Here is a 21801-nt window from a genome sequence, read left to right as displayed (position 1 = left end):
TCCAATATATTGGATGCGAAAGGTTGGATTGCAGCATGAAGGTGCCACGAATACGGCAGAGCGCCAGCTCTCCGGCGTCCATGAGCGACCCCGTCATCGGAATACTCGGAGGCATGGGGCCCGCCGCTACTGCCGACTTCTACTCCAAACTCGTTGCGCTGACACCAGGTTCGACGGATCAGGAGCACCCCAAAGTTGTCATCTGGGCCGATCCCACCGTTCCCGACCGGACATTGGCACTCACCGAGAACGGCCCTGACCCCACTCCGTGGCTGATCCGCGGTGCGCGCGTTCTCCGAGAGTCGGGCGCGACGACGCTCGCCATCCCATGCAATACCGCCCACGCCTTCCTGCCCGCCATCTCGTCCCAACTGGGACTTCCCGTCGTCCACATGATCGACGAAGTCGCTCGGCACATCCGGACGCTCTCACCCGCCGTCACATCCGTCGGACTATTGGCCACCACGGGGACGGTCCGCACCGGGTTGTATCAACAATGGCTGTCGGAACACTCGATTGACGTCCTGGTGCCCGGACCTGCGATCCAGGACGAACTGGTGATGCCGGCGATCCGAGCAATCAAGAGCGGCAACGTCGGAGACGAGACCACCGACAAGCTCGTCAGGGCCGCTGATCTTCTCGTCGAATCGGGCGCGCAGGTCGTCGTGGCCGGATGCACCGAGATTCCGCTCGGACTGCCCGCCGACGCCACAACCTGTCAGATCATCGATCCGGCAACAATTCTCGCCCGCGCTCTGCTCCGGCGGGTTGCAGATGCCCGGAGACACCCTTCGATGGTCGTTTCGGGCTGACCTGCAGCAGGGAGGCTGCAGAGTACGATATCCAGTATGTTGCGTGGCGGTAAACCGGTTGAGCGAGCACGAATGAGCGACATCGCTCTCGAACGCATTCGCGAAGCGATCGTCACCGGTGAACTGGCGCCGGGCTCGAAGATCAAGGACAGCGAACTCGCCGAGTACCTGGGACTGAGCAGAACTCCGGTCCGCGAAGCGCTCGCAAGGCTGGTCGACACCGGACTCGTGGAAGCGAAACCCGGTGCGTACACGCGCATCACCACCCTCGACCGCGGCGACGTCGAGGCAACACTCGCAGTCATCGAAGCTCTCGACCAACTGGCCGTCGTCACCGCTGTACCGAATCTCACCGACGAGATGATCGGGGCGATGCGTTCGGCCAACAAGGACTTCGCTGCCGCCGTCAAGCGAAACGACATAGGCCGAGCCCTGACCGCTGACGATCGCCTACACAGCGTCATCATCGATGCTGCGGCGAATCCGCTGTTGAAGAAGCTGATTCATCAGGTTCACCCACAAATTCACCGCATCTACTACCGCAAGTTCTCGAGCCTCCTCGGGAGCCAGGACTCCGTCGATCATCACAACCGACTGATCAAGCTGTGCGCAGACCACGATGCCGAGGCGGCAGCGACGCTGTCAGCCGAACATCGACGCCATCTCGGCGGGCTGATCGGCGAACTTTTCGACGCCGACGAGTTCGCGCTCTCGGACTGACCGAGTCCGGGTACAAGCTTCGGCGCTTGCCTATATTGGTCATTGCCGATATAAATGACTGGTGCATGCATTCGACGTTCTCGGAGACCCAGTGCGGCGACGAATCATGGAACTCCTGTCCGGCGGCGAGCGCTCGGCGGGTCAGATCGCCGAAGTCGTGGCAGCGGAGTTCGGAATCTCGCAACCGACCGCGTCCGGACACCTGCGAGTACTCCGAGAAAACGGATTCGCCACCGTCCGCAGCGAAGGCACCAGGCGTCTCTATGCCGTCGAGCCCGCGCCATTGCAAGAAGTGGACCAATGGCTCGACGGATTCCGGCAGTTCTGGAGCGGCCCTCTCGACGCATTGGCCACAGAACTCGCACGCGGGAAACGACGCGACTCGAAGCGGAGCAGATCTTCACAATCGAATTCTTCCGACGAAGGAGACTCACAATGACCGAGATCGCGAACCAGGACACCAGCCTCACCGCGGTGGAGCGGAGCATGGGTAACCGCGACATCGCAGAAGGTTCGGCTCGAACTGCCGTACTCAAGCGCCGCTACAACGCGTCGGTCGACGACGTCTGGGATGCCATCACGACCCCTGACCGCATCAACCGTTTCTTCCTTCCGGTGAGCGGAGACTTCCAGGTGGGCGGCTCGTACGCCTTCGAAGGCCAGGCGAGTGGCGAGATCCTGGCCTGCGACGCTCCACACCTGCTGCGACTGCAGTGGACCCCACCCGGCGATCGCGGATACAGCGATCAGGTCGAGATCCGGCTGACTGCAGACGGCCCCGACGCCACCTGGCTCGAGTTGGAGCACGCCTCCGTCGCCGATGTCTTCCGCAACGACCCGGACACCGGCTGCTACGGCGTCGGAACCGGATGGGAAGGCCCGCTTCATTACCTGGGCGAATACCTGCGCGGCACTCTCCCTGATGCGCCGAGCACCGAGTGGTACACCTTCGACGAAGCAGAGGAGCTTCGTCTGGCCAACTTCCGCGGGTGGGAGTGGGCAAAGATCGAGGAAGAGCACGGCGGCCGGTAACGCCCAATTCTTCGAAAACGGTCACAGGATGGCCGTTTGCTTTGTATCGTGACCGAGCTGGACGTATGTCCAGCAGTTTTGGTGGCTTTCTTTCGTGCCACAACTGCTTCGGTCCACGAGAAGAGAGCTCCACATGGCGCCACAATCCGTAGTCGACAACCTGACCACGACGCGACGCACGCACATCATCCGGACAGTTCTCGCTGTCCTCGTCATCGCACCGCTGTCGATTGCGGCGTTCTACATGTGGGCACTGTGGGATCCGGGCGACACGGTCAACCGCTTGCCCGTCGCCATCGTCAACGCGGATGCGGGCACAGAACTCGACGGCACCAGTCTCCAAGCCGGAGACGAGGTTGTTGCCGCGCTCGTCAAGAGCGGAGACGTCGCGTGGAAGGTCGTCTCGGAACAGGAAGCCGCGGACGGCGTCAACGACGGCACCTACTACTTCTCTGTCGTCATTCCGAAGACTTTCAGCGCGGATGTGGCCAGTGCCGCATCGGGTTCGGGCCGCAAAGCCGAGCTCGACGTCTTATACAACGACTACAACAGTCTGGTCGCCGGCCCGGTCGGTGAAAGCATCATCGCTCAGGTGCGCTCGGCGGTCTCCGAGTCGATCAGCGAGCAGTCCATCGACCAGGTGCTGGTCGGGTTGGGTGAACTCGGAACAGGATTCGGTGAAGCAGCAGCAGGAGCGCAACAGCTGTCCGACGGATCCTCCGAAGCGCTTGCCGGAACCAACGAGCTCTACGCTGGAAGCAAGGAACTCGCCACCGGCATGGGCGAAGCAAATCAGGGCGGCAAGGAGCTGGCCGCCGGAGCCGGCGAGCTGGCTGCCGGAGCTGGCGAAGCTGCTGCAGGCTCGGGCGAGCTGAGCAGCGGACTCAACCAGTTGGTCGGGGGCACCGACGAACTCGGCGCAGGCGCCCGACAGATCAGCGAAGTGGTCGACATGGTCACCACCCCGGTACTCGACCTCGCGGGGTCCTCGGACGCCGTCGTCGGTCAGATCGACGCCCTCACGTCGATGCTTCGAAACTCGGCCGATCCGGTCTCCGCCGGACTCGTCGAAGCCCTGGCTGGACTGCGGGCTTCCCTGACTGCACAACCGTCGGACGACGACGTGATCGGTCAGCTCGGCCAGCTTCGCGACGGCGCGCGGGAAATCTCGCGGCAGCTCACTGATCCGAGCAGCGACTACCGTGGTGGGCTCCTTGCCGCCGCGGCCGGTGCAGGTGAACTCAACACCGGCCTGGGCCAACTGTCCGACGGCGCAGGCCAACTCGCTACCGGTGCACAGGAACTCTCCACCGGGCTGGGGCAGTTGGACACTGGAAGTATTGCGCTCCGTGACGGTCTCGGGCAGCTATCGGCCGGCGTCGGCGAGCTCGACGCGGGTAGCGCGGAACTCGCCACCGGTTTGTCCGACGGTGCCGCCCAGGTGCCGCAGTTCTCGGACGACGAGCGCGCCACCACGGCCAATCTGCTCTCGTCCCCGGTTGCCGTCGACGCGCGGAACAACTATCCCGCAGCCGGTTTCGGACCGGGAGCCGTCCCTGCCGTGATCTCGGTGGCACTGTTCCTGTGCGGAATTCTCACGTGGTTCGTCGTCCGTCCACGACGCGGACGTTCACTGAACTCGCACACCAGCGTGGTGCGTGAGGGGCTGCGCCGCTACCGCATTCCCGCCCTGGTCACCTTGGTCGCGGCGCTCGTGTTGTCGGTGGTGTCACTGACCGTGGCAAACGTCGAACCACCTAGTGTCCTGGCGATGATCGCAGTGATGATCCTGGTGGGTGCCGCCGCGGTCAGCTCGGGCAGGCTCTTCACCGTTGTGTTCGGAGCCGTCAACGGAACCTTCATCGCTCTGGGCGCCTTGATGATTCAGATCTTCGCCTTCGGCGCGGTGTACCCCATCGAACAGATGCCGACGGTTCTGCAGTGGCTGCACGCTCTGATGCCACTCACGTGGGCGCGCAACGCCATGCGCATGGTCCTTGTCGGATACTACGGCCCGAAATTCTGGGTGGCGGTAATCGCTCTGGCTGCCTTGGTGATCGGAGCCGTCCTGTTCACCATCTGGTGGCGCCGCCGACAAGAACCGCCGACCGACGACGACGCGCCGATCACCGAGGAGATCGTGTATCTCCAGCAAACGCAAGCGTGAGCCGGATCAGCGAAGGAGCGTCGTACGCATCAACATGACGTTGTAGTCGGCCCACGTGGTGGCAAGGAAGTACAGATCCGAACCACTGGACCACGGGTGGATGTATGCAGCGTAGATACCGGGAACCTCGACCAGATTGACCAATGTTTCCGGTGCCGTCCACGGACCGACCGGACTGGGAGCGGTTCGCATCACGATCGAACTGAACGCGTCGGCGTACATCGCCACGAACTTGCCGAGGAACTCGTTGTACTGAACCGAGATCTCCCCGATGCGGCCGTCCATGACGGGTACGGCCGCAGCGGGATCGGCAAGGATCCAGCCGTTTCCGTTCCAGTACTCGTAGGCGGAAAGATCGAGGATCGCCCCCTCGGGCACGCGAGAAAGTCGAACCTCGCCGGATCGTCCCGCGGGGGTTCCGTAGTTGTAGACGAACCCGCCGTCCTTCACCATCGAGCTCATCTGGAAGTTCTCGCTACCGGCGACGGGGGCGACACCCGCGGGAAGAACCCCACCGATGTTGGGGCGCAGAGTTTCCGGACGAGTGGTCCACGTCTCGCCGTTGTCCGAGGAGGTGGCAATCTGTGAGTAGTTTGTACTCCACTGCCCGGCCTCGCCCCAGTTGCGCACCGACATGTAGCTCAGATACTGCACACCGTTCACTGCGATGCCGCTCGTGGGGATGCTGGAGGCCTCGACGCCCGGAATCTTCAGACCGGAGATGATCTCACGCGCCTGACCGGTACCGTCCTTCGGCGCGCTGTCGATGCGCATCCCGTCGGCCAGTACCCGATCCGAGCTGCGGAAGAGCACATTACTTCGCCACTCGCCCACCAAACCGTCGCAGGTGGGGTTACGACTTAGCCCGGTGGTATCGCCGAAAGCCGTCAGAATCTGCCCCGCACCGTTGTCCCACATGATGCCGAGGTCGGTACCCAGGACATTGAAGCGATCAACTGTCTTGTTGGGACTATATGTGCCGGTGACCTTTTCGATCGCGGTAGTACGACCGGACAGACCTGGCAACCCTCCGGTGTTGCCGTTGAGCCACGGCGCCGCATTGGCCGGACCACCGCTACTACCGACGCCACTGACTCCGACGCAGCCCGGCGCAGCCATCGCCGGCGAAGCCACCGCCGTGACGGCAGCAGCTGCCAGAGCAGCAACTACCCCGAACACCCCCAACGATCTCCCCGCGCGAAACATGACTCCCCCATGGCCGGGATTGTTGGTGTTGTCGTCGTCGTTCCCCCCGAACCTCGGACAATCTAGCAACTGCAGTCACAGATAACCCAATCAGACAAAGACGCGAAAAGGCCTGAAAGTCATAGTAGTTCAGACTTTCAGGCCTTTTCGGACAGAGAAGATCAGTCAGTAGGTCAGCGCGCTCCGCTCGCACCGCCGTCGAGTGGAATCACCGCGCCGGTCAGATAAGCCCCGGCACGTGAAGCCAGGAAGATGGCAAGACCTGCGGCATCCTGGGGAGTTCCGACCCGGCCCAACGGGACCGAGTCCGCCACAGCCTTTGCACTCTGTTCGTCCTCGAGGAGGAATGCCATCATCTTCGACGGGAACGGGCCCGGCGCAATGGCATTGACCGTGATCTGTTCCCCCGCAAGCGTTGCCGCGAGCTTGCGCGTCAACATGTGCACCGCAGCCTTACTGGCTCCGTACGAGAAGTTCTCCGAACCCGACACCACGAGTCCGTCGATCGATCCGATATTGATCACGCGCGCGGGATCTTCCGCCGTGGCTGCAGACCGCAACTGCGGCAACAGCTTCTGCGTCAGGAGGAAGATTGCCTTGACATTGATGTCGAAAATCTTGTCGAAGCCTGCGGCCGGAAAATCGTCGACGGGAGCTCCCCACGTGGCACCGGCGTTGTTGACCAGTACGTCGAGCGTCGGCGAAATCTCGGCGACCTTCGCAGCGAGGCTCTCGACCCCCTCGTCCGTGGACAGATCGGCCGGATGCGAAATGCAGGTGCCGAACTCCGAAAGCTCTCGCGCGGCTTCGTCACAGGCTTCGGCTTTTCGGGCCGAAATGACGACCGTCGCTCCGCCTTCGACAAACCCGCGAGCGATCATGTATCCGATGCCGCGTGATCCACCGGTGACCACAACGGTCTTGCCACTGACGTCGAACAGTCCCTCGATCAAGCTCATGCGACCTCGAAAAGCCCGGCAGCACCCATACCGCCGCCGATGCACATGGTCACCACCACGAGCTTGGCTCCGCGCCGTTTTCCTTCAAGAAGAGCATGGCCGACCAGACGAGCCCCCGTCATTCCGTACGGATGGCCGACGGAGATACCGCCGCCGTCGACGTTGTACTTCTCGGGATCGATCCCGAGCTTGTCGCGGCAGTACAGGGCCTGAGAGGCGAAGGCCTCGTTGAGTTCCCAGAGATCGATGTCGTCGACCTTCAGCCCATGAAGATCCAGCAGACGCGGAATCGCGAACACCGGTCCGATGCCCATCTCGTCGGGAGCGCAACCCGCGACAGCCATGCCACGGTAGATACCGAGAGGAGCCAACCCGCGGCGTTGCGCCTCGCCTGCCTCCATCAGCACCGACGCCGAAGCGCCGTCGGAGAGCTGAGACGAGTTGCCCGCAGTAATGGACGAATGAGCACTGACAGTCCCGTCGGCCAGAACCGGTCGCAGACTCGACAGCCCTTCCAACGTGGTGGAAGCGCGGTTGCCTTCGTCGCGGGTCAGCGTCACGGACTCGCTGCGGATCTCACCGGTCTCCTTGTCCTGCACCTGCTTGATCGAGGGCAGCGGGACGATCTCGAGATCGAACCGACCTGCGTCCTGGGCCGCTGCGGTCCGCTGCTGGGAGACGAGCGCGAACTCGTCCTGCTGCTCGCGGGTGACTCCGTAGCGCTCGGCGACGATCTCGGCCGTGTGCAGCATCGGCATGTAGATCGACGGCTTGTTTTCCTTCAGCCACGGATCAGCCGCGCGGAAGTTGTTCATGTGATCGTTCTGGACCAACGAGATCGATTCGACTCCGCCGCCGACCGCGATCTGCATTCCGTCGTCCACGATCTGCTTTGCTGCGGTCGCGATGGCCATGAGCCCGGACGAGCACTGACGATCGATCGTCATTCCGGACACCGAGTCCGGAAGCCCGGCCCGCAGTACCGCTTGCCGCGCGACGTTGCCGCCGGAAGAGCCCTGCTGCAGCGCGGCGCCGAGGATGACGTCCTCGACCTCGCCGCCCTCGAGGCCCGCGCGCTGAACTGCATTCGAAATGGCATGTGCAGCAAGCTCTTGAGCCTGAGTGTTGTTGAACGCGCCGCGGTACGCCTTACCGATCGGGGTACGGGCGGTGGAAACGATGACAGCTTGCCTCATCGGGGAATCCTTTCGTCGAACACGAAGTGCTGTGCGCCTTTATTAACCGCCGGGGGTTAATAAAGGCGCACAGCAAGAATCAGGGCTGGAACACGACGCGACCGACCGTGGTGCCGTCGCCGAGGCGACCGATACCGTCGGCAACGTCCGTCAACGACAGCCGCTCACTGATCAGTGGTTTGACCAAGCCGGCATCGGCGAGCCTGGTGAGCTCGACGTGGCAGTCGTCGATGGCCTGCTGGTTGTAGGCCTTGTACAGCCCCCAGTGCAGTCCGATGATCGAATAGTTCTTGATGAGAGCGTGATTGAGTGCCGGCTGCGGGATCGTGCCACCGGCGAAGCCGATGATGACGATCCGTCCCTCGAAGGCGATGCACTTGGTGGACTTCGCGTATGCGTCGCCGCCGACCGGATCGAAGACCACGTCGGCGCCCTTGCCGCCGGTGAACTCCTTGACCGCTGCCACGAAGTCCTCACTGTGACGGTCTACGACGAGGTCTGCGCCGAGCTTGCGCGCGTACTCGGCCTTGTCCGGGCCGCCGACGACACCGATCACCTTGGCGCCTGCCGCCTTGCCGAGTTGCACTGCCGCACTACCGACACCACCCGCAGCAGCGTGGACCAACAACGTCTCACCCTCAAGCAGTTGGGTGCGGCGATGCAGAGCGAACCACGCTGTCTGATAGCCGATGCTCAGAGCGGATGCTTCCGCGTCGTCGAGAGCCGACGGCGCCGGGAACGTATTGTTCTGATCCAGTACCGAGTACTCGGCGAATCCGCCGGACGGCAGACTCGGATTACCGATCACCCGGTCCCCCACTGCGAATTTGGTCACCGATTCACCGACCGAGACCACTTCACCACACAGTTCGACACCGGGTGTGAAGGGCAGCGGCGGCTTGATCTGGTACTCACCCCGGCACATGAGGACGTCGGGGAAGTTGGCCGGAGCCGCCAGCACCTTGACCAACATCTCCGTCGCATTCGGGGTGGGATCCGCGGTCTCCTCCAACGCGAGCACATCGCGGGGTTGACCGAGTTCGTTGACGCGCCAAGCCTTCACAGCAATTCTCCAGACAGATAGTGGGTGAGTTTCAGGACGAGATCGGGAGGTCGACCAACTCGGCGAGGCGTGCCCGATGCTGATACGCGGTTCCCAGCGACAGCTGATCGCTCTTCGCCCGTTTGAGGTACAGGTGCGCCGGATACTCCCACGTCATTCCGATACCACCATGAAGTTGGACGCACTCCTCGGCAGCATGAACCGCGACGCCGCTGCAGAATGCCTGGGCCACCGTCGCTGCGATCGCCGCATCGGCGTCGCCGCGTGCATAGGTGTCCGCCGCATATCGTGCTGCCGCTCCCGAAGAGCTGACTTCGAGCCAGAGATCGGCGAGGCGGTGCTTGATCGCCTGGTACGAACCGATCGCCCGGCCGAACTGCTTGCGCTCCTTCACATACGCGAGAGTCGTTTCGAGGCACCACTGAGCTACAGCGAACTGTTCGGACGCCAGAAGTGCGCTTCCACAGAGCAACGCTTCCTCAACCGCTTGCGCCGCATTGCCGCTGTCGACACGGACCGACGACGACCCCGAGAACTCGACGTCCGCCAATCGGCGCGTCATGTCCAGGGACAGAACCGGCGTGACGGTAGCGTCGGCGATCCGAACGGTATGCAGCTCCAGACCGCTTTCACCCGCAACCGGAACAACAAGAACGTCGGACTCGGCGACGCCGGCAACCGTCGTGACGCTGCCGACGAGTCCACTCGCCGTTGCCTTGACAGTAGGTGTGAAAGTTCCTGGTGCAGTGGACAACGGGACGACCAGAGCAGCCGTCGAATCCCCCGCTGCCAATTGACCGAGCACCTCGGTCTCGCCGGCCTTCAGCAACGCCGTCGTCGCCAGCACCGCGCTGGTGAAGAACGGAACGGGAGCGACCGCACGTCCGATCTCCTCCATCACGACCGCCGCCTCACGCGTCGACGCACCTGCCCCGCCCAGTTCCTCGGATACCAGCAGTCCCGCCAAACCGAGTTCCGACGCCAGCGACTTCCACAGCCCGGTGAAGTCGGCGGACACGTCGTCGTACGCCGTGACCACGGTGTCGGCGCCGGCGCGCTCGCTCAGCAGTCGTCTGACGCTGGCTCGCAGATCTTGTTCGGTCTCGGAGTACAACAGATCGGCGCTCATCGGGGTAGGTCCTTCCAGGCGATGTCCTTGTCGACGCGATGCTCGGGTGGCAACCCGAGTACGCGTTCTGCGATGACGTTGCGCAGGATCTCCGACGTTCCGCCCTCGATCGAATTGCCCTTGGCTCGCAGGTACCGGTATCCGGGTTCCCGCCCGGTGAAGTCGACGGAATCCGGTCGACGCAGCGTCCAGTCGTCGTAGCGCAGACCGGCTTCGCCGTGCAGCTCGAGGTCGAAACCCGAAATCTGCTGAGCCAAACCGGCAAACGCGAGCTTCATTCCCGAGCCTTCGGGGCCAGGCTGGCCGGCGGCGAGCTGCTGGCGCAGTCGCTCACCGGTCAGACGCGCAACTTCGGATTCGGTCCAGAGCCGCATCAACTCGTCGTGCATCGCCGGGTTACGCAGCTCGGGCTCGTCACGCCAGGCCTGAGCGACCTTTCCGATCATGCCTCCCTCACGCGGTGCGCCCGAACCGATGGCAACACGCTCGTTGTTCAGGGTGGTGGTCGCAACCTTCCACCCCTGGCCTTCGGCTCCGAGGCGATTGGCGTCCGGAATCCTGACGTCCGTGAGGAATACCTCGTTGAATTCGGCCTCGCCGGTGATCTGACGCAGCGGCCGGACGTCGACGCCCGGGTCGGTCATGTCGCAGATGAAGTAGCTCAGACCCGCATGCTTGGAGCGCGACGGATCGGTCCTGGCCACGAGAATCGCCAGCTGCGCATTTTGCGCGCCCGACGTCCATACCTTCTGCCCGTTGACTATCCAGTCGTCGCCGTCGCGGACGGCGCGGGTAGCGACGGCCGCGAGGTCCGAACCTGCGCCCGGTTCACTGAACAGCTGGCAGTAGACCGTCTCCGCAGTCCACAACGGGCGCAGGAACTTCTGCTTCTGCTCCTCGGTACCGAAGGCGGCGATGGTCGGTGCCGCCATGCCGAGTCCGATCCCGTTCTTGCCGGTGGCCGGGCCGGGTGCGCCGGCGGCCTCCAGCTGAGCGTTCACCTGACGCTGAAAGCTCTGCGGTACACCGAGTCCCCCATGACCTTCGGGGAAGTGAACCCACGCCAGCCCGGCGTCGAATCGTGCGCCGAGAAAATCCGATACCGACACACTGTTCGGATCGTTCTCCGCGAGAAGCGTGTTCACCTTCTCGGTGAGATCACGCGATACTGCCTCTTCGTCGAAAGCCATGCCCATTCCTTCGGTTCGAGCGGTGAGCGGACGGTCAGTCCTTCGGTCCACCGGCGACGTAGACGACCTGACCGGAAACGAAGCCCGCGCCTTCACTGACGAAGAACGACGCGGTGTGCGCGATGTCCTCGGGCTGACCGACACGGTTGACCGGGATCTGCGAAGCGGCAGCGGTCTTGAAGTCGTCGAAGCCGACTCCCATGCGCGCGGCCGTTGCGGCGGTCATCTCGGTTTCGATGAATCCGGGGGCAATAGCGTTCGCGGTCACGCCGAACTTGCCCAGCTCGAAGGCCAATGTCTTGGTGAATCCCTGCATGCCGGCCTTGGCTGCGGAGTAGTTGACCTGTCCGCGGTTGCCGAGAGCCGACGTGCTCGAGAGGTTCACGATGCGGCCGAACTTCGCTTCCACCATGTACTTCTGCACCGCACGCGACATGAGGAACGCTCCGCGCAGGTGGACGTTCATCACCGAATCCCACTCGGCAACGCTCATCTTGAACAGAAGGTTGTCGCGAGTGATGCCAGCATTGTTGATCAGTACGGTGGGTGCACCCAGTTCTGCGGCAACACGATCCACTGCTGCAGCGACCGAAGCCTCGTCGGAGACGTCAGCGCCGACGGCCAGTGCCTGTCCGCCTGCCGCCTTGATCGCGTCGACGGTTCCGGCACACGCCGCTTCGTCGAGGTCGAGCACGGCGACGGCAAAACCGTCTTCCGACAGTCGCTTCGCTACTGCCGCACCGATTCCGCGTGCTGCACCCGTGACAATTGCGGTTCTACGTTCCTGGCTCACTGGCCCTCCATACTTTCGTGATTCGACGGACACCGGACGATCTCGTCAGATCCCGGCCTGATCTGCAATTTCCCTGGCTTTGGCGACCAAGGCGTCAATACGTTCCACGGTGGGAGTTCCGCTCTCGGCGGCATTCTGCGGTTCGTCGCGGGCACGACGCATCACGCCTTCGGCGATCACGGCAATCTTCCACAGTCCCAAGGTGTGCCAGAACTTCAGCGCAGCTGGATCCCGTCCGGTGGCCTCGAGATAGATCCGGGAGATCTCCTCTCGCGAGGGGAATCCGGGGAGTGCCGACGCCGGGAAGTCGCCGCCCGTGTTCTCCCCCGCTGCCGGCCAGTACGCCAACAAGCTTCCGACGTCCGCCAACGGATCACCGAGAGTGCAGAGTTCCCAGTCGAGGGCCGCGACAACTTCGCCGTTCTGAGCGGAGGTGATCACATTGCGCAAGTGAAAGTCGCCGTGCACCAACGTGGTTTCGGTATGCGCCGGCTGAGCTGCAATCAAGCGTCGCGTGAGATCGTCGAGATCGGGGCATTCCCGCGTCTTCGACTGTTCCCACTGCCCACCCCAACGCTTCAGCTGCCGTGCAGCGTAGGGCTTGTGGCTTGCCAGGTCGTCGAGGCCGGCCTTCTTCAGATCCACGGCGTGTATCTTCGCCAACGTCTGAGCCAGCGAGATGCCGATTGCCCGACGACGATCTTCCGACAACGCCTCCGCAAGAGGCATCCGATCGACCACTTCGCCGTCCACGAATTCCATGAGGAGCAGGGGAACTTCGGTGACGGCCGGGTCCTCGGTCAACCCGAATACTCGCGGCGAAGGCACGTCGGTGGATTCGAGAGCGCTCAGGATTCGAGCCTCACGCGCCACGTCGTGAGCCGAGGCCAGCAGATGCCCCAGCGGTGGGCGTCGTAGCACCCAGCGATTGCCGTCCTGATCGCGAACCAGGTACGTGAGATTGGACTGCCCCAGGCCGATTCGATCGAAGGACAACGGCCCGGTGAAGTCGATCCCCAGGCCTGCTATCCACCCGGTGACCGCTTCGGTATCGAGTCCCACTACTCCGACGCTAGCCACCGACGGACGCTCCCTGCCGGAACGGGAGTGCGTCACCCAACAACTGGCCACCGTCGATGGTCATGATCTCGCCGGTGATCCACTGGGCTGCATCCGAAACCAGGAAGGCAATGGCAGCGGCCACGTCCTCGGGTTCACCGATGCGTCCGAGAGCAGTCGACGCGGACACCGCTTCTTCGTGTTCTTTCCACAGAGCTTCGGCGAGTTTGGTTCTCACCACTCCCGGCGCAACGGCGTTGACACGAATCTTCGGTGACAACTCGAGCGCCAACTGCTTGGTGATGTGGATCAGAGCAGCCTTCGACGCGTTGTACGTACCGATTCCCGCCTCGAACGCCATGCCGCCGATCGAAGCGGTGTTGACCACGGAACCACCGTGCTCGCCCATCCAGGCCCGCGCTGCGAGGCCGGTCCACAGGACTGGAGCCCACACGTTGACGTCGAAAGTCTTGGCGAAGCGCGAGTGATCCTGGTTGATGATCGGCCCGAACGACGGGTTGGTGCCCGCGTTGTTCACCAAGATGTCGAGACTGCCGAAACGCTCGATCGTCTGCTCGACGCACTTGCGTGCAGCATCCTCGTCCGTCGCGTGAGCGCCGACGCCGATCGCGTTGCCGTTCACCTGCGCGGCAGCCGCATCTGCGGATTCCTGTGAGCGCGAAGTCAGTACGACGTTTCCGCCCGCCGCCGCAATCGCCTGCGCGGTCGTGAGGCCGATGCCCCGCGATGCGCCTGTGACGATTGCCGTCTTACCGGTGAGATCCAGTCCTGCCATGTCAGTTCGCCTTGACTTCGCGGTACTTGCGCAGTTCCTGCTTGGCGATGGCGCGCTTGTGCACCTCGTCCGGGCCGTCGGCCAGGCGAAGGGTGCGCATGTGGGCGTAAGCCATCGCGAGCGGGAAGTCGTCGGTGACGCCGCCACCGCCGTGAACCTGGATGGCGCGGTCGATGATCTTGAGCGCGATGTTCGGTGCCGCAACCTTGATAGCTGCGATCTCGGTGCGCGCTTCCTTGTTGCCCACCGTGTCCATCATGTGTGCGGCCTTGAGTGTGAGGAGTCGAACCATCTCGATGTCGATACGAGCCTCGGCGATCCAGTCCTGGATATTCGCGTTGTCACTGACGGGCTTCCCGAAGGTGATGCGGGTGGATGCGCGCTTGCACATCAGTTCCAGTGCGCGCTCGGCCATTCCGATTGCACGCATGCAGTGGTGGATGCGGCCGGGGCCGAGGCGGGCCTGGCTGATCGCGAATCCTTCACCCTCACCGGCGAGAATGTCCTTGGCCGGGACGCGCACGTCCTCGAAAGTGATCTCGCCGTGTCCTTCGCGGTCCTGGTAGCCGAAAACCGGCAGGTTGCGCAGGATCGTGACGCCGGGAGCATCGATCGGCACGACCATCATCGACTGCTGACGGTGGGTGGCGGCATTGAAGTCGGTCTTACCCATGACGATCAGAACCTTGCAGTTCTGGTGCAAGGCGTTGGAAGCGAACCACTTACGGCCGTTCAGCACGTACTCGTCGCCGTCACGGTCCATACGGAGCTGGATGTTGGTGGCGTCGGAGCTGGCAACCTCGGGCTCGGTCATCGCGAAAGCGGAACGAATTTCGCCTTCGAGAAGCGGCTTGAGGTACTTCTCCTTGTGCTCGTCGGTGCCGAAGAGCGTGAGCACCTCCATGTTTCCCGTGTCCGGAGCGGCGCAGTTGGTGGCCTCGGAGGCCAGGTGGCTGCGGCCCATGATCTCCGCGAGCGGTGCGTATTCCAGGTTGGTCAGGCCGGGGCCCCATTCGGGATGGGGATGGAAGAGGTTCCACAGCCCGCGGGCCTTGGCTTCCTTCTTCAAGTCGTCGATGATCGGCGGCTGAAAGTGCGGGTTACCGGACTCACGCATCTGCTCTTCGTAGACCGCTTCGGCCGGGTAAACGTGCTTGTCCATGAAATCGAGCAGTTCGGCCTGGTACTTCTTGGTGCGATCCGAGAACTCAAACACTGACATGTGAACTCCTGACAGAGAGGGAAGGAAAATTGGGGGCTCGATGTTCGAGATGGCTGTTGACACCCTCGACGACATCCGGGCCGTGAAATGCGTTCAGCATCAGCGATTCCGCACGCCTGGCGGAATCGGTGAAGGTCGAGTGCGCGTCGGCACTCATCTGCGATTTGATGACGGAGAGGGACGTCGGCGAGCAGTTCGCCGCGATGTCCTCGGCGTAAGCAATCGCCGCATCCAGAACGTCACCGCCGGTGACCAGGTGGTCGATCAGACCGATGCGGTACGCCTCGTCGGCGTCCACCATCCGGCTGGAAAGCAGAAGATCGACTGCTCGACTGTGCCCGACCAAGCGGGGCAACATCCAGGAGATGCCGTACTCCGCAATCAGGCCTCGACGCGCGAACGCGGTAGTGAATCGTGTTGCGCTCGAACCGAAACGAACGTCGCAGTACAAAGCCTCGACCATTCCGAGCCCGGCGGCGACGCCGTTGACGGCAGCGATCAGCGGCTTGCGGATGGTGGTCGGGAAATGACGGTCTCGCGGCCGGACAAGATCACTTTCGGAAACTTCGCCGACGTTCTTCAAATTGCCGAGGTCAGCCCCCGAGCAGAATCCTCGGCCGGAGCCGGTGACAACAATTGCTCGGACACTGGGATCTTCGTCTGCCACGGCCAGAAAGTCGTAGTACTGATCTTCGAGCTCGTTGGTCCACGCGTTGAGAACGCGGGGCCGATTGAATGTCAGAACCAGCACCGCTCCTCTCTGCTCGGAGAGGACGAGTTCCTCGGTCATCGTGTTCCCGCGAGGAGCGACGCCTGGTACCGGCGCATCCCGCGCAGCCAACGGTCGTAGTCGGCGCCCTTCTGCCGGTACATGTCCAGCACGTTCTTGTGCGGAAGGATGAGAAATTCTTCGGCATCCACTGCCGCAAGAACGATTTCGGCGCATTCGGCAGGCTCGAGAACATTGCCTGCCGCAAGCACGGCTCCGGTTGCGGCCTTGCCGACCGGATCGCCGGAGTTCTCACCTTCGTAGAGAAGCTTGGTGTTGACGCCCATCGGGCACAAGCAACTGACGCGAACACCCTGATCTCCGTAGGTGATCGAGAGCCACTCGGCAAACGCGACCGCGGCATGTTTGGTCACCGAGTACGCGGCGGACCCGACCTGACTGAGCAAGCCGGCCGCAGAGGCCGTGCTGATGAAGTAGCCCTCCCCGCGCTCCGTCCAGCCGGGGACGAGGAGCCTGGCAGCGCGAATGTGGGCGCGAACGTTGACGTCGATCGTCGTGTCCCAGACGTCTTCACTGATGTCGAGGCCCATGCCACCGGTAACGCCGGCATTGGCGAAGTAGAGGTCGACCGGGCCGAATTCCTTTTCCGCCTGCGCGATCAGGCCCGCAATGACCGTCTCGTCGGAGACGTCGCCACCGGCAGACACGGCCGCTCCGGGACGCTCCGCGTTGATCGCCTCTGCTACTGCCGAAGCTGCTGCCCCGTCCAGGTCAGCCACTACGACGCGAGCACCCTCGGCAGCCAGTCGCTCGGCCAGTGCACCGCCGATTCCCCCGCCGCCACCGGTGACAATTGCTACCTTCTGGGCAACCTTCATGAGCGATTCCTCTCGCTTGCGTCATACCTACGCGCTGACAGTGATCCACGTCTCCCCTCATGTATAGTTGAATCCGGCGTCAGTTTCAACCGTCGAATCGCGACGGTCACCCGAACGGCCCGTTCCGTCCTCCTGAACTGCGAGTAAAGGGATAACGATGACTGAAAACCAATTGCCCGTCCGCCCGTCCACCTTCGCCGAGCTCGAGAAGCTCATCGGCCAGGAACTTGGCCCGACGGAGTGGTACGACATCACCCAGGAGCGCATCAACGCGTTCGCCGAAGCCACAAACGATCATCAGTGGATTCATGTCGACCCGGAACGAGCCGCATCGAGCCCGCTCGGCAGCACGATCGCGCACGGACTCTTCAGCCTCTCACTGGGACCCCAGTTCTCCTACCAACTCATCCACTTCGACGGCTTCGCCCACAGCCTCAATTACGGCTACGACAAGGTTCGCTTCCCCGCTCCCGTTCCCGTGGGATCCCGGGTCCGCATGCGCGCAACCGTCGTGTCCGCGGAGCAGTTGCCCGGCGGAATCCAAGTGAAGATGAGCCAGGTGGTCGAGCGCGAGGGTTCCGACAAGCCCGTCGTGGTCGCCGAATCCGTCGCTCGCGTCGTCGAAAAGAGCTGAACCGAAAAGAGCTGAACCGAGACTGGGACGCCCGGCCGCTCGAACATCGATGCAGCCGGGGCGGCCCACCTCGTCAGAGACGGTCGGGGAACTTCAGAGCGTTCGCCCACAGATCGGTCACAGTGGCGACAATCTGATCGAACTCCGGTGAACGCCCGTCCACCTCACCCTCACGAAGGGTGAACAGACTGTAGGCGAGTCGACTCACCATGCCGGACAGAGCAATCGACGCCGTCATCGGATCCAGCGTCGTGTCCGCGATGCCGCGGGACTGCAGATCTGCAATCCCGCGGGCATTACGGCGTATGAACGCATTGGCACGCTCGCTGCGGAACTTCCGGAACTCCGGGTCGATGTGAGCTACCTGCTCCATGAGCCCCATCAACTTCGCATTGCGTTGATACGCGGCCAGATACGCTCGATTACTTGCCTCGAGCACGGCGTACGGATCGTCCGCGCTCGCAACGCGTCCCATGCCCGGGTGCATCATGTCGTCTCGCGCGACCTCGAGGACGGCGGCGAACACCTCTTCCTTGTTCGCGAAGTACGTGTAGAACGATCCCGTCGCGCAACCGGCTTCTTTTGCGATGTCGATCAAACGTGCATCGAGATAGCCACTGCGCTCGAAAACCTTACGGGCAGCAGCAACCAATGCCGCACGCGTGCGTGTACCCCGCTCGGTGGTCGGTCGATCCCGGAGCAGCGCGGGCGGAGCCACCGGTAAGGCGGCAATTCGCGATTCGTCGTCGAGCACGGTGCGCTCCTCATCCTTCCGATCAACATCATTTTCGGGACAATCCCAGCAGACTCGATGTTGACGCCGGATTCAAGTGTACGCTCTGGTGAGACCCAGGACACACAATCGGTCGATTCCTCCCGAAAGGCAGAACCATGGTTAGCGTTCTCGACCCGGTGACCCGTCACGCGGAAGCCACTCCGGAAAATATTGCAATTCGCGGCACGGATAGTCATTGGACATACCGACAGCTTCACGACGCGTCTCTGGCGTTTGCCGGCCGCATTCGCGACGAAGGGTTGAGCATCGGCGACCGGGTTCTGCTCGCGGCGCCGTCGGTGCCTGAATTCATCGTGGCGTACATGGGGATTCAGGCTGCAGGTTGTGTCGTGGTGCCCATCAACACGATGTCGGCGCAACCCGAAGTCGAGTACGTACTGGACGACGCCGAGATTTCGCTGGCGATCGCCTGGCACCAGCTCGGTCCCGCAGTTCAGGATGCAGGGAGTGCGCGCGGCGTCCCGGTGTGGACGCTCACCGAAGAATCGGCGAAGGCCGACCATCCACCGGCAACGGTGGTCGACCGCGACGCAGCGGACACCACGGCGATTCTCTACACCTCCGGTACCACCGGACGTCCGAAGGGCGCTCAGCTGACAGTCGGGAATCTGTTGTCTGCCGGTGAGATCGGCGCCGAGAGCAGCCGCGGAAATCCCTCGGACCGCACCGGTACCGGGCTGCCGCTCTTTCACATCTTCGGCCAGGGTTCGGTCATGATGGCAACCTTCACCGGCGGCGGATCGCTGTCCCTGCTCGCCCGGTTCGACCCGGCCGCCATGCTCGATCTGGTGCGTCGGGACAAGCTCACCATCATGGCGGGCGTCCCCACCATGTGGAATGCCATGCTGCACGCCGCAGCCGACGTGGACAGCTCCGACTTCGAACAACTGCGGATCGCAATCTCCGGTGGCGCATCACTTCCCGGTGAAGTCGCTCGCGCCTTCGAAGCACGGTTCAACTGCACAATCCTCGAGGGCTACGGCCTGACCGAGACGAGCGCATTCGGAACTTTCAACAGCATCGACCGCGTCGCAAAGATCGGATACACCGGCCGCGCCGTACCGCGCACCGAGGTCGAGGTCCGTGATCACGACGGAAATGTCTGCCAGGCAGGCACAGTGGGCGAGGTATTCATCAAAGGACCGACGGTCATGAAGGGCTACTGGAGGCGCCCGGCCGACACGTCCGCCGTCCTGTCCGACGACGGATGGTTCCGCACCGGAGACCTCGGCGAGACCGACGCCGACGGTGACCTTCGCATCGTCGACCGCGTCAAGGACCTCATCATCCGCGGTGGATACAACGTCTATCCAGGCGAGGTCGAAGAGGTGCTCTACCAGCACCCCGACATCATCGAGGCCGCGGTGATCGGTATACCCGACGACTACTACGGCGAGGAGGTTGCGGCGGTGGTGGCCGTGCGCCCAGGCTCCGACCTCGAAGCAGATGACGTCACCTCGTGGGCTCGGGAACGTCTGTCCGCCTACAAGATTCCGCGGGTGGTCCAGTTCATCGACGCGCTCCCGAAGGGTTCGACGGGAAAGATCCTCAAGCGATCGATCGACCGCACCGAACTCCTCGCCCAGAAGCAGAACTGAAAACACAAGTGAACCCCGGCGAGATTTCGCCGGGGTTCACCTGTCCATGCGCTCAGAGTGCCCTGTCCATGCGCTCAGAGTGCGTCGAAGTACTCGATCTGCGGGGCGCCTGCGAGGAAGGGCGCCATCGCCTTTCCCGCGGCCTGGAAATGCTCGGACGATCCATGGGCCTTGATCGCAGCACCGTCTTGATACAGCTCCATGAACTTGTAGGAATTCGTATCCGTCTTCGAGCGGATCAGTTGATACAGAACCGTTCCGGGCTCTTCCGTGCGCACCTTCTCGGCAAGTTCGGCGACTACGGCTTCGAACTGTTCGCCGCTTCCGTCTTTGACGGTGATATCCGCGATGACAGCAATCATTCATTCCTCCAAAAGTGTTCCAGCAGTATTCGAGTGTTACCGAGAACCTACAGTTTCACTGCATGGGCAGTAGTCCGAACGTCGATTCCAACTGACTGCGAGTGCTTTCCGCATCGGTGTGGAGAATGCCGGCGATCCCCAATCGTGCCGCGCCGTCGAGGTTCTGTTGCAGGTCATCGATCATCACGGCGCCTTCGGGCGCAACACCCAGCCGCTCGCACGCGATGGTGTAGATCTGACGAGAGGGCTTACGAATCCCGACTTCCGAGGAGATCACCACTTCGTCGGCGAGGTCCTCGAGCACAAAACCCGCGTAGCAATCACGCCCGAAAGCATTGGACACGAGCGCAACAGGGTGACCCGCCGCTCTGACGTCCGCAATCAGTCGCACCATCTCTTCGTCTCGGACAAGCCCGGCCTGCATACGGTCGACCAATCCTTCGCTGTCCACGACGGCGCCGTGCGCTCGTAGCCGTTCCCCGAATCCTGCTTCGAAGGCCTCCTGGTCGATCTTTCCGGATTCGTGATCGGAGAGCAGTCTCTTCGAGACGTCGTCGCGGGAGAGCAGGGTCAACGGAAGTCGTGGGTCGCCGCCAAGCGAGGCCCCGAAGTCTTCGAAGGCCTGAAGAACACTGGAGGTGAGAACTCCACCGAAATCGACGAGCACTGCCGTACGCGTAGGTGTCATTGCTCCATCAGACACCAAACATGAACCCGGCGTCAACATCAATTTCGGCGTAGCGAGAATTGCAAAGTGTTGATCCACAACCGGTTGACGGTATCGAGCAGACCGTCGAAGGTCACTCCGGCGGCGCCGTCCTCGCCGCCGCGGGATACGAAGTACCCGAACGCAAGTCGACTGATCATCCCGGAGAGTGCCCGAGACGTCAGTAGCGGATCCAGATTCGCGTCCGCCAGTCCGGCCTTCTGCAGCTTCTCGATACTGCGCGCGTTGCGTCGAACAAACGCGTCAGCACGCTCGAGGCGGAGAACCCGGAACTCCGGATCGATGCTTGCTACCTGCTCGAGCAGTCCCATCAGCTTCGCGTTCCGTCGGTACGCCTCGAGGTACGCGCGGTTACTCGCCGCGATGACCTCAGCAGGATCCGCGCCTTTCGGAGTGTGCGGCATACCCGGATGCATCATGTCTTCGCGTGCCAACTCCATCACTGCCGCGAAGATCTCTTCTTTGCTCGCGAAGTAGGTGTAGAAGGTACCGGCCGAGCACTGCGCCTCCACAGTGATGTCGATCAGCCGCGAGTCCAGATAGCCGGACCGTTCGAAAACGGTGCGGGCCGCATCGATCAACGCTCGCCGCGTACGCAAACCACGCTGAGTGGAGGGGAGTTCCCGTGACACTGTCGACGAAGCATCTTCGGAGCCTGTGCGTGCTGCAGCCATGCTCCAGTTATACGTCAGACGCCCGCTACCGGTGACCGATAGCGGGCGTCTGCTCGAA

23 protein-coding genes are annotated in these 21801 nt (G+C 62.8%); 7 read left to right on the top strand and 16 right to left on the bottom strand.

All coding sequences use genetic code 11. The annotated features are described in order from the left end of the window. Positions 1 to 35: 35 nt before the first annotated feature. From ABH939_RS22190 to ABH939_RS22170, 5 genes are all read left to right on the top strand, one after another. The gene (locus ABH939_RS22190) at positions 36 to 812 is read left to right on the top strand and encodes an aspartate/glutamate racemase family protein (protein ID WP_223304559.1); all 777 of its coding nucleotides are present in this window, start codon (positions 36 to 38) and stop codon (positions 810 to 812) included. 36 nt (positions 813 to 848) lie between these two features. Further along, positions 849 to 1532, top strand: coding sequence for a GntR family transcriptional regulator (locus tag ABH939_RS22185; RefSeq protein ID WP_003942830.1), 684 nt, complete (start codon positions 849 to 851; stop codon positions 1530 to 1532). A gap of 61 nt (positions 1533 to 1593) precedes the next feature. Further along, the gene (locus ABH939_RS22180; RefSeq protein ID WP_054187497.1) at positions 1594 to 1971 is read left to right on the top strand and encodes a helix-turn-helix transcriptional regulator; all 378 of its coding nucleotides are present in this window, start codon (positions 1594 to 1596) and stop codon (positions 1969 to 1971) included. After that, positions 1968 to 2564 carry an SRPBCC domain-containing protein gene (locus ABH939_RS22175; protein WP_404650144.1) on the top strand — a complete coding sequence of 199 codons (597 nt, stop codon included), beginning with the start codon at positions 1968 to 1970 and terminating at the stop codon, positions 2562 to 2564. The genes ABH939_RS22180 and ABH939_RS22175 overlap by 4 nt, the downstream gene beginning before the upstream one ends. Positions 2565 to 2697: 133 nt before the next feature. Next, complete coding sequence (locus ABH939_RS22170) at positions 2698 to 4731, top strand: YhgE/Pip domain-containing protein (RefSeq protein WP_166502732.1); 2034 nt, start codon at positions 2698 to 2700, stop codon at positions 4729 to 4731. A gap of 6 nt (positions 4732 to 4737) precedes the next feature. Here the strand turns inward: ABH939_RS22170 and ABH939_RS22165 are convergent, their stop codons facing one another. The 12 genes from ABH939_RS22165 to ABH939_RS22110 form a co-directional block, all read right to left on the bottom strand. Further along, on the bottom strand, positions 4738 to 5937 hold the full coding sequence (locus ABH939_RS22165) for a DUF4185 domain-containing protein (RefSeq protein WP_166502733.1): 1200 nt from the start codon (positions 5935 to 5937) through the stop codon (positions 4738 to 4740). Between the two features lie 173 nt (positions 5938 to 6110). Continuing rightward, a complete protein-coding gene (locus tag ABH939_RS22160) occupies positions 6111 to 6896 on the bottom strand; it encodes a RhlG family 3-oxoacyl-ACP reductase (RefSeq protein ID WP_007730838.1) in 786 nt (261 codons plus the stop codon). Further along, on the bottom strand, positions 6893 to 8092 hold the full coding sequence (locus tag ABH939_RS22155) for an acetyl-CoA C-acyltransferase (protein ID WP_003943187.1): 1200 nt from the start codon (positions 8090 to 8092) through the stop codon (positions 6893 to 6895). Before ABH939_RS22155 ends, ABH939_RS22160 begins: the two co-directional genes overlap by 4 nt. A 79-nt stretch (positions 8093 to 8171) precedes the next feature. After that, entirely contained in the window at positions 8172 to 9155 is a 984-nt protein-coding gene (locus ABH939_RS22150; RefSeq protein ID WP_003943088.1) for an NADPH:quinone oxidoreductase family protein, read from the bottom strand. Between the two features lie 31 nt (positions 9156 to 9186). After that, positions 9187 to 10284, bottom strand: a complete 1098-nt coding sequence (locus ABH939_RS22145) for an acyl-CoA dehydrogenase family protein (RefSeq protein ID WP_404650143.1) — start codon at positions 10282 to 10284, stop codon at positions 9187 to 9189. Further along, positions 10281 to 11474, bottom strand: a complete 1194-nt coding sequence (locus tag ABH939_RS22140) for an acyl-CoA dehydrogenase family protein (RefSeq protein ID WP_003943047.1) — start codon at positions 11472 to 11474, stop codon at positions 10281 to 10283. Before ABH939_RS22140 ends, ABH939_RS22145 begins: the two co-directional genes overlap by 4 nt. A gap of 34 nt (positions 11475 to 11508) precedes the next feature. Further along, complete coding sequence (gene fabG / locus ABH939_RS22135; protein WP_003942881.1) at positions 11509 to 12267, bottom strand: 3-oxoacyl-ACP reductase FabG; 759 nt, start codon at positions 12265 to 12267, stop codon at positions 11509 to 11511. A 45-nt stretch (positions 12268 to 12312) separates the two neighbouring features. After that, positions 12313 to 13347, bottom strand: a complete 1035-nt coding sequence (locus tag ABH939_RS22130; RefSeq protein ID WP_208690160.1) for a phosphotransferase family protein — start codon at positions 13345 to 13347, stop codon at positions 12313 to 12315. Next, positions 13340 to 14122: an SDR family oxidoreductase gene (locus ABH939_RS22125; protein ID WP_211921664.1), complete on the bottom strand. Its 783-nt coding sequence runs from the start codon at positions 14120 to 14122 to the stop codon at positions 13340 to 13342. Before ABH939_RS22125 ends, ABH939_RS22130 begins: the two co-directional genes overlap by 8 nt. Before the next feature lies 1 nt (position 14123). After that, positions 14124 to 15344 (bottom strand): acyl-CoA dehydrogenase family protein, encoded by a 1221-nt coding sequence (locus ABH939_RS22120; RefSeq protein ID WP_019745701.1) that lies wholly within the window; start codon positions 15342 to 15344, stop codon positions 14124 to 14126. Continuing rightward, positions 15331 to 16134 carry an enoyl-CoA hydratase-related protein gene (locus ABH939_RS22115; RefSeq protein WP_003942852.1) on the bottom strand — a complete coding sequence of 268 codons (804 nt, stop codon included), beginning with the start codon at positions 16132 to 16134 and terminating at the stop codon, positions 15331 to 15333. The genes ABH939_RS22120 and ABH939_RS22115 overlap by 14 nt, the downstream gene beginning before the upstream one ends. Next, positions 16131 to 16952: an SDR family oxidoreductase gene (locus ABH939_RS22110; protein WP_003942864.1), complete on the bottom strand. Its 822-nt coding sequence runs from the start codon at positions 16950 to 16952 to the stop codon at positions 16131 to 16133. Before ABH939_RS22110 ends, ABH939_RS22115 begins: the two co-directional genes overlap by 4 nt. A gap of 157 nt (positions 16953 to 17109) precedes the next feature. Between ABH939_RS22110 and ABH939_RS22105 the strand changes: the two genes are divergently transcribed. Continuing rightward, positions 17110 to 17586 carry a MaoC family dehydratase gene (locus ABH939_RS22105; RefSeq protein WP_003942878.1) on the top strand — a complete coding sequence of 159 codons (477 nt, stop codon included), beginning with the start codon at positions 17110 to 17112 and terminating at the stop codon, positions 17584 to 17586. 73 nt (positions 17587 to 17659) lie between these two features. Here the strand turns inward: ABH939_RS22105 and ABH939_RS22100 are convergent, their stop codons facing one another. Beyond that, entirely contained in the window at positions 17660 to 18340 is a 681-nt protein-coding gene (locus tag ABH939_RS22100) for a TetR/AcrR family transcriptional regulator (protein WP_007730821.1), read from the bottom strand. A 137-nt stretch (positions 18341 to 18477) separates the two neighbouring features. Between ABH939_RS22100 and ABH939_RS22095 the strand changes: the two genes are divergently transcribed. Further along, positions 18478 to 19980, top strand: a complete 1503-nt coding sequence (locus tag ABH939_RS22095; protein WP_404650142.1) for an AMP-binding protein — start codon at positions 18478 to 18480, stop codon at positions 19978 to 19980. Positions 19981 to 20054: 74 nt separating this feature from the next. Here ABH939_RS22095 and ABH939_RS22090 read toward each other — a convergent pair whose 3' ends face one another. From ABH939_RS22090 to ABH939_RS22080, 3 genes are read right to left on the bottom strand one after another with little or no spacing between them, the layout of a single operon-like run. Continuing rightward, positions 20055 to 20342 carry a putative quinol monooxygenase gene (locus ABH939_RS22090; RefSeq protein WP_042446304.1) on the bottom strand — a complete coding sequence of 96 codons (288 nt, stop codon included), beginning with the start codon at positions 20340 to 20342 and terminating at the stop codon, positions 20055 to 20057. A 55-nt stretch (positions 20343 to 20397) separates the two neighbouring features. Then, complete coding sequence (locus ABH939_RS22085; protein WP_064687843.1) at positions 20398 to 21030, bottom strand: HAD family phosphatase; 633 nt, start codon at positions 21028 to 21030, stop codon at positions 20398 to 20400. 38 nt (positions 21031 to 21068) lie between these two features. After that, positions 21069 to 21743, bottom strand: a complete 675-nt coding sequence (locus ABH939_RS22080; protein WP_007730817.1) for a TetR/AcrR family transcriptional regulator — start codon at positions 21741 to 21743, stop codon at positions 21069 to 21071. Positions 21744 to 21801: the final 58 nt, after the last annotated feature.

It is taken from the genome of Rhodococcus sp. 27YEA6, assembly GCF_044908235.1.
Classification (GTDB): domain Bacteria; phylum Actinomycetota; class Actinomycetes; order Mycobacteriales; family Mycobacteriaceae; genus Rhodococcus_F; species Rhodococcus_F qingshengii.
The sequence above is the reverse complement of the archived record's forward strand: the minus strand, read 5'-3'. Positions and strand labels throughout refer to the sequence as shown.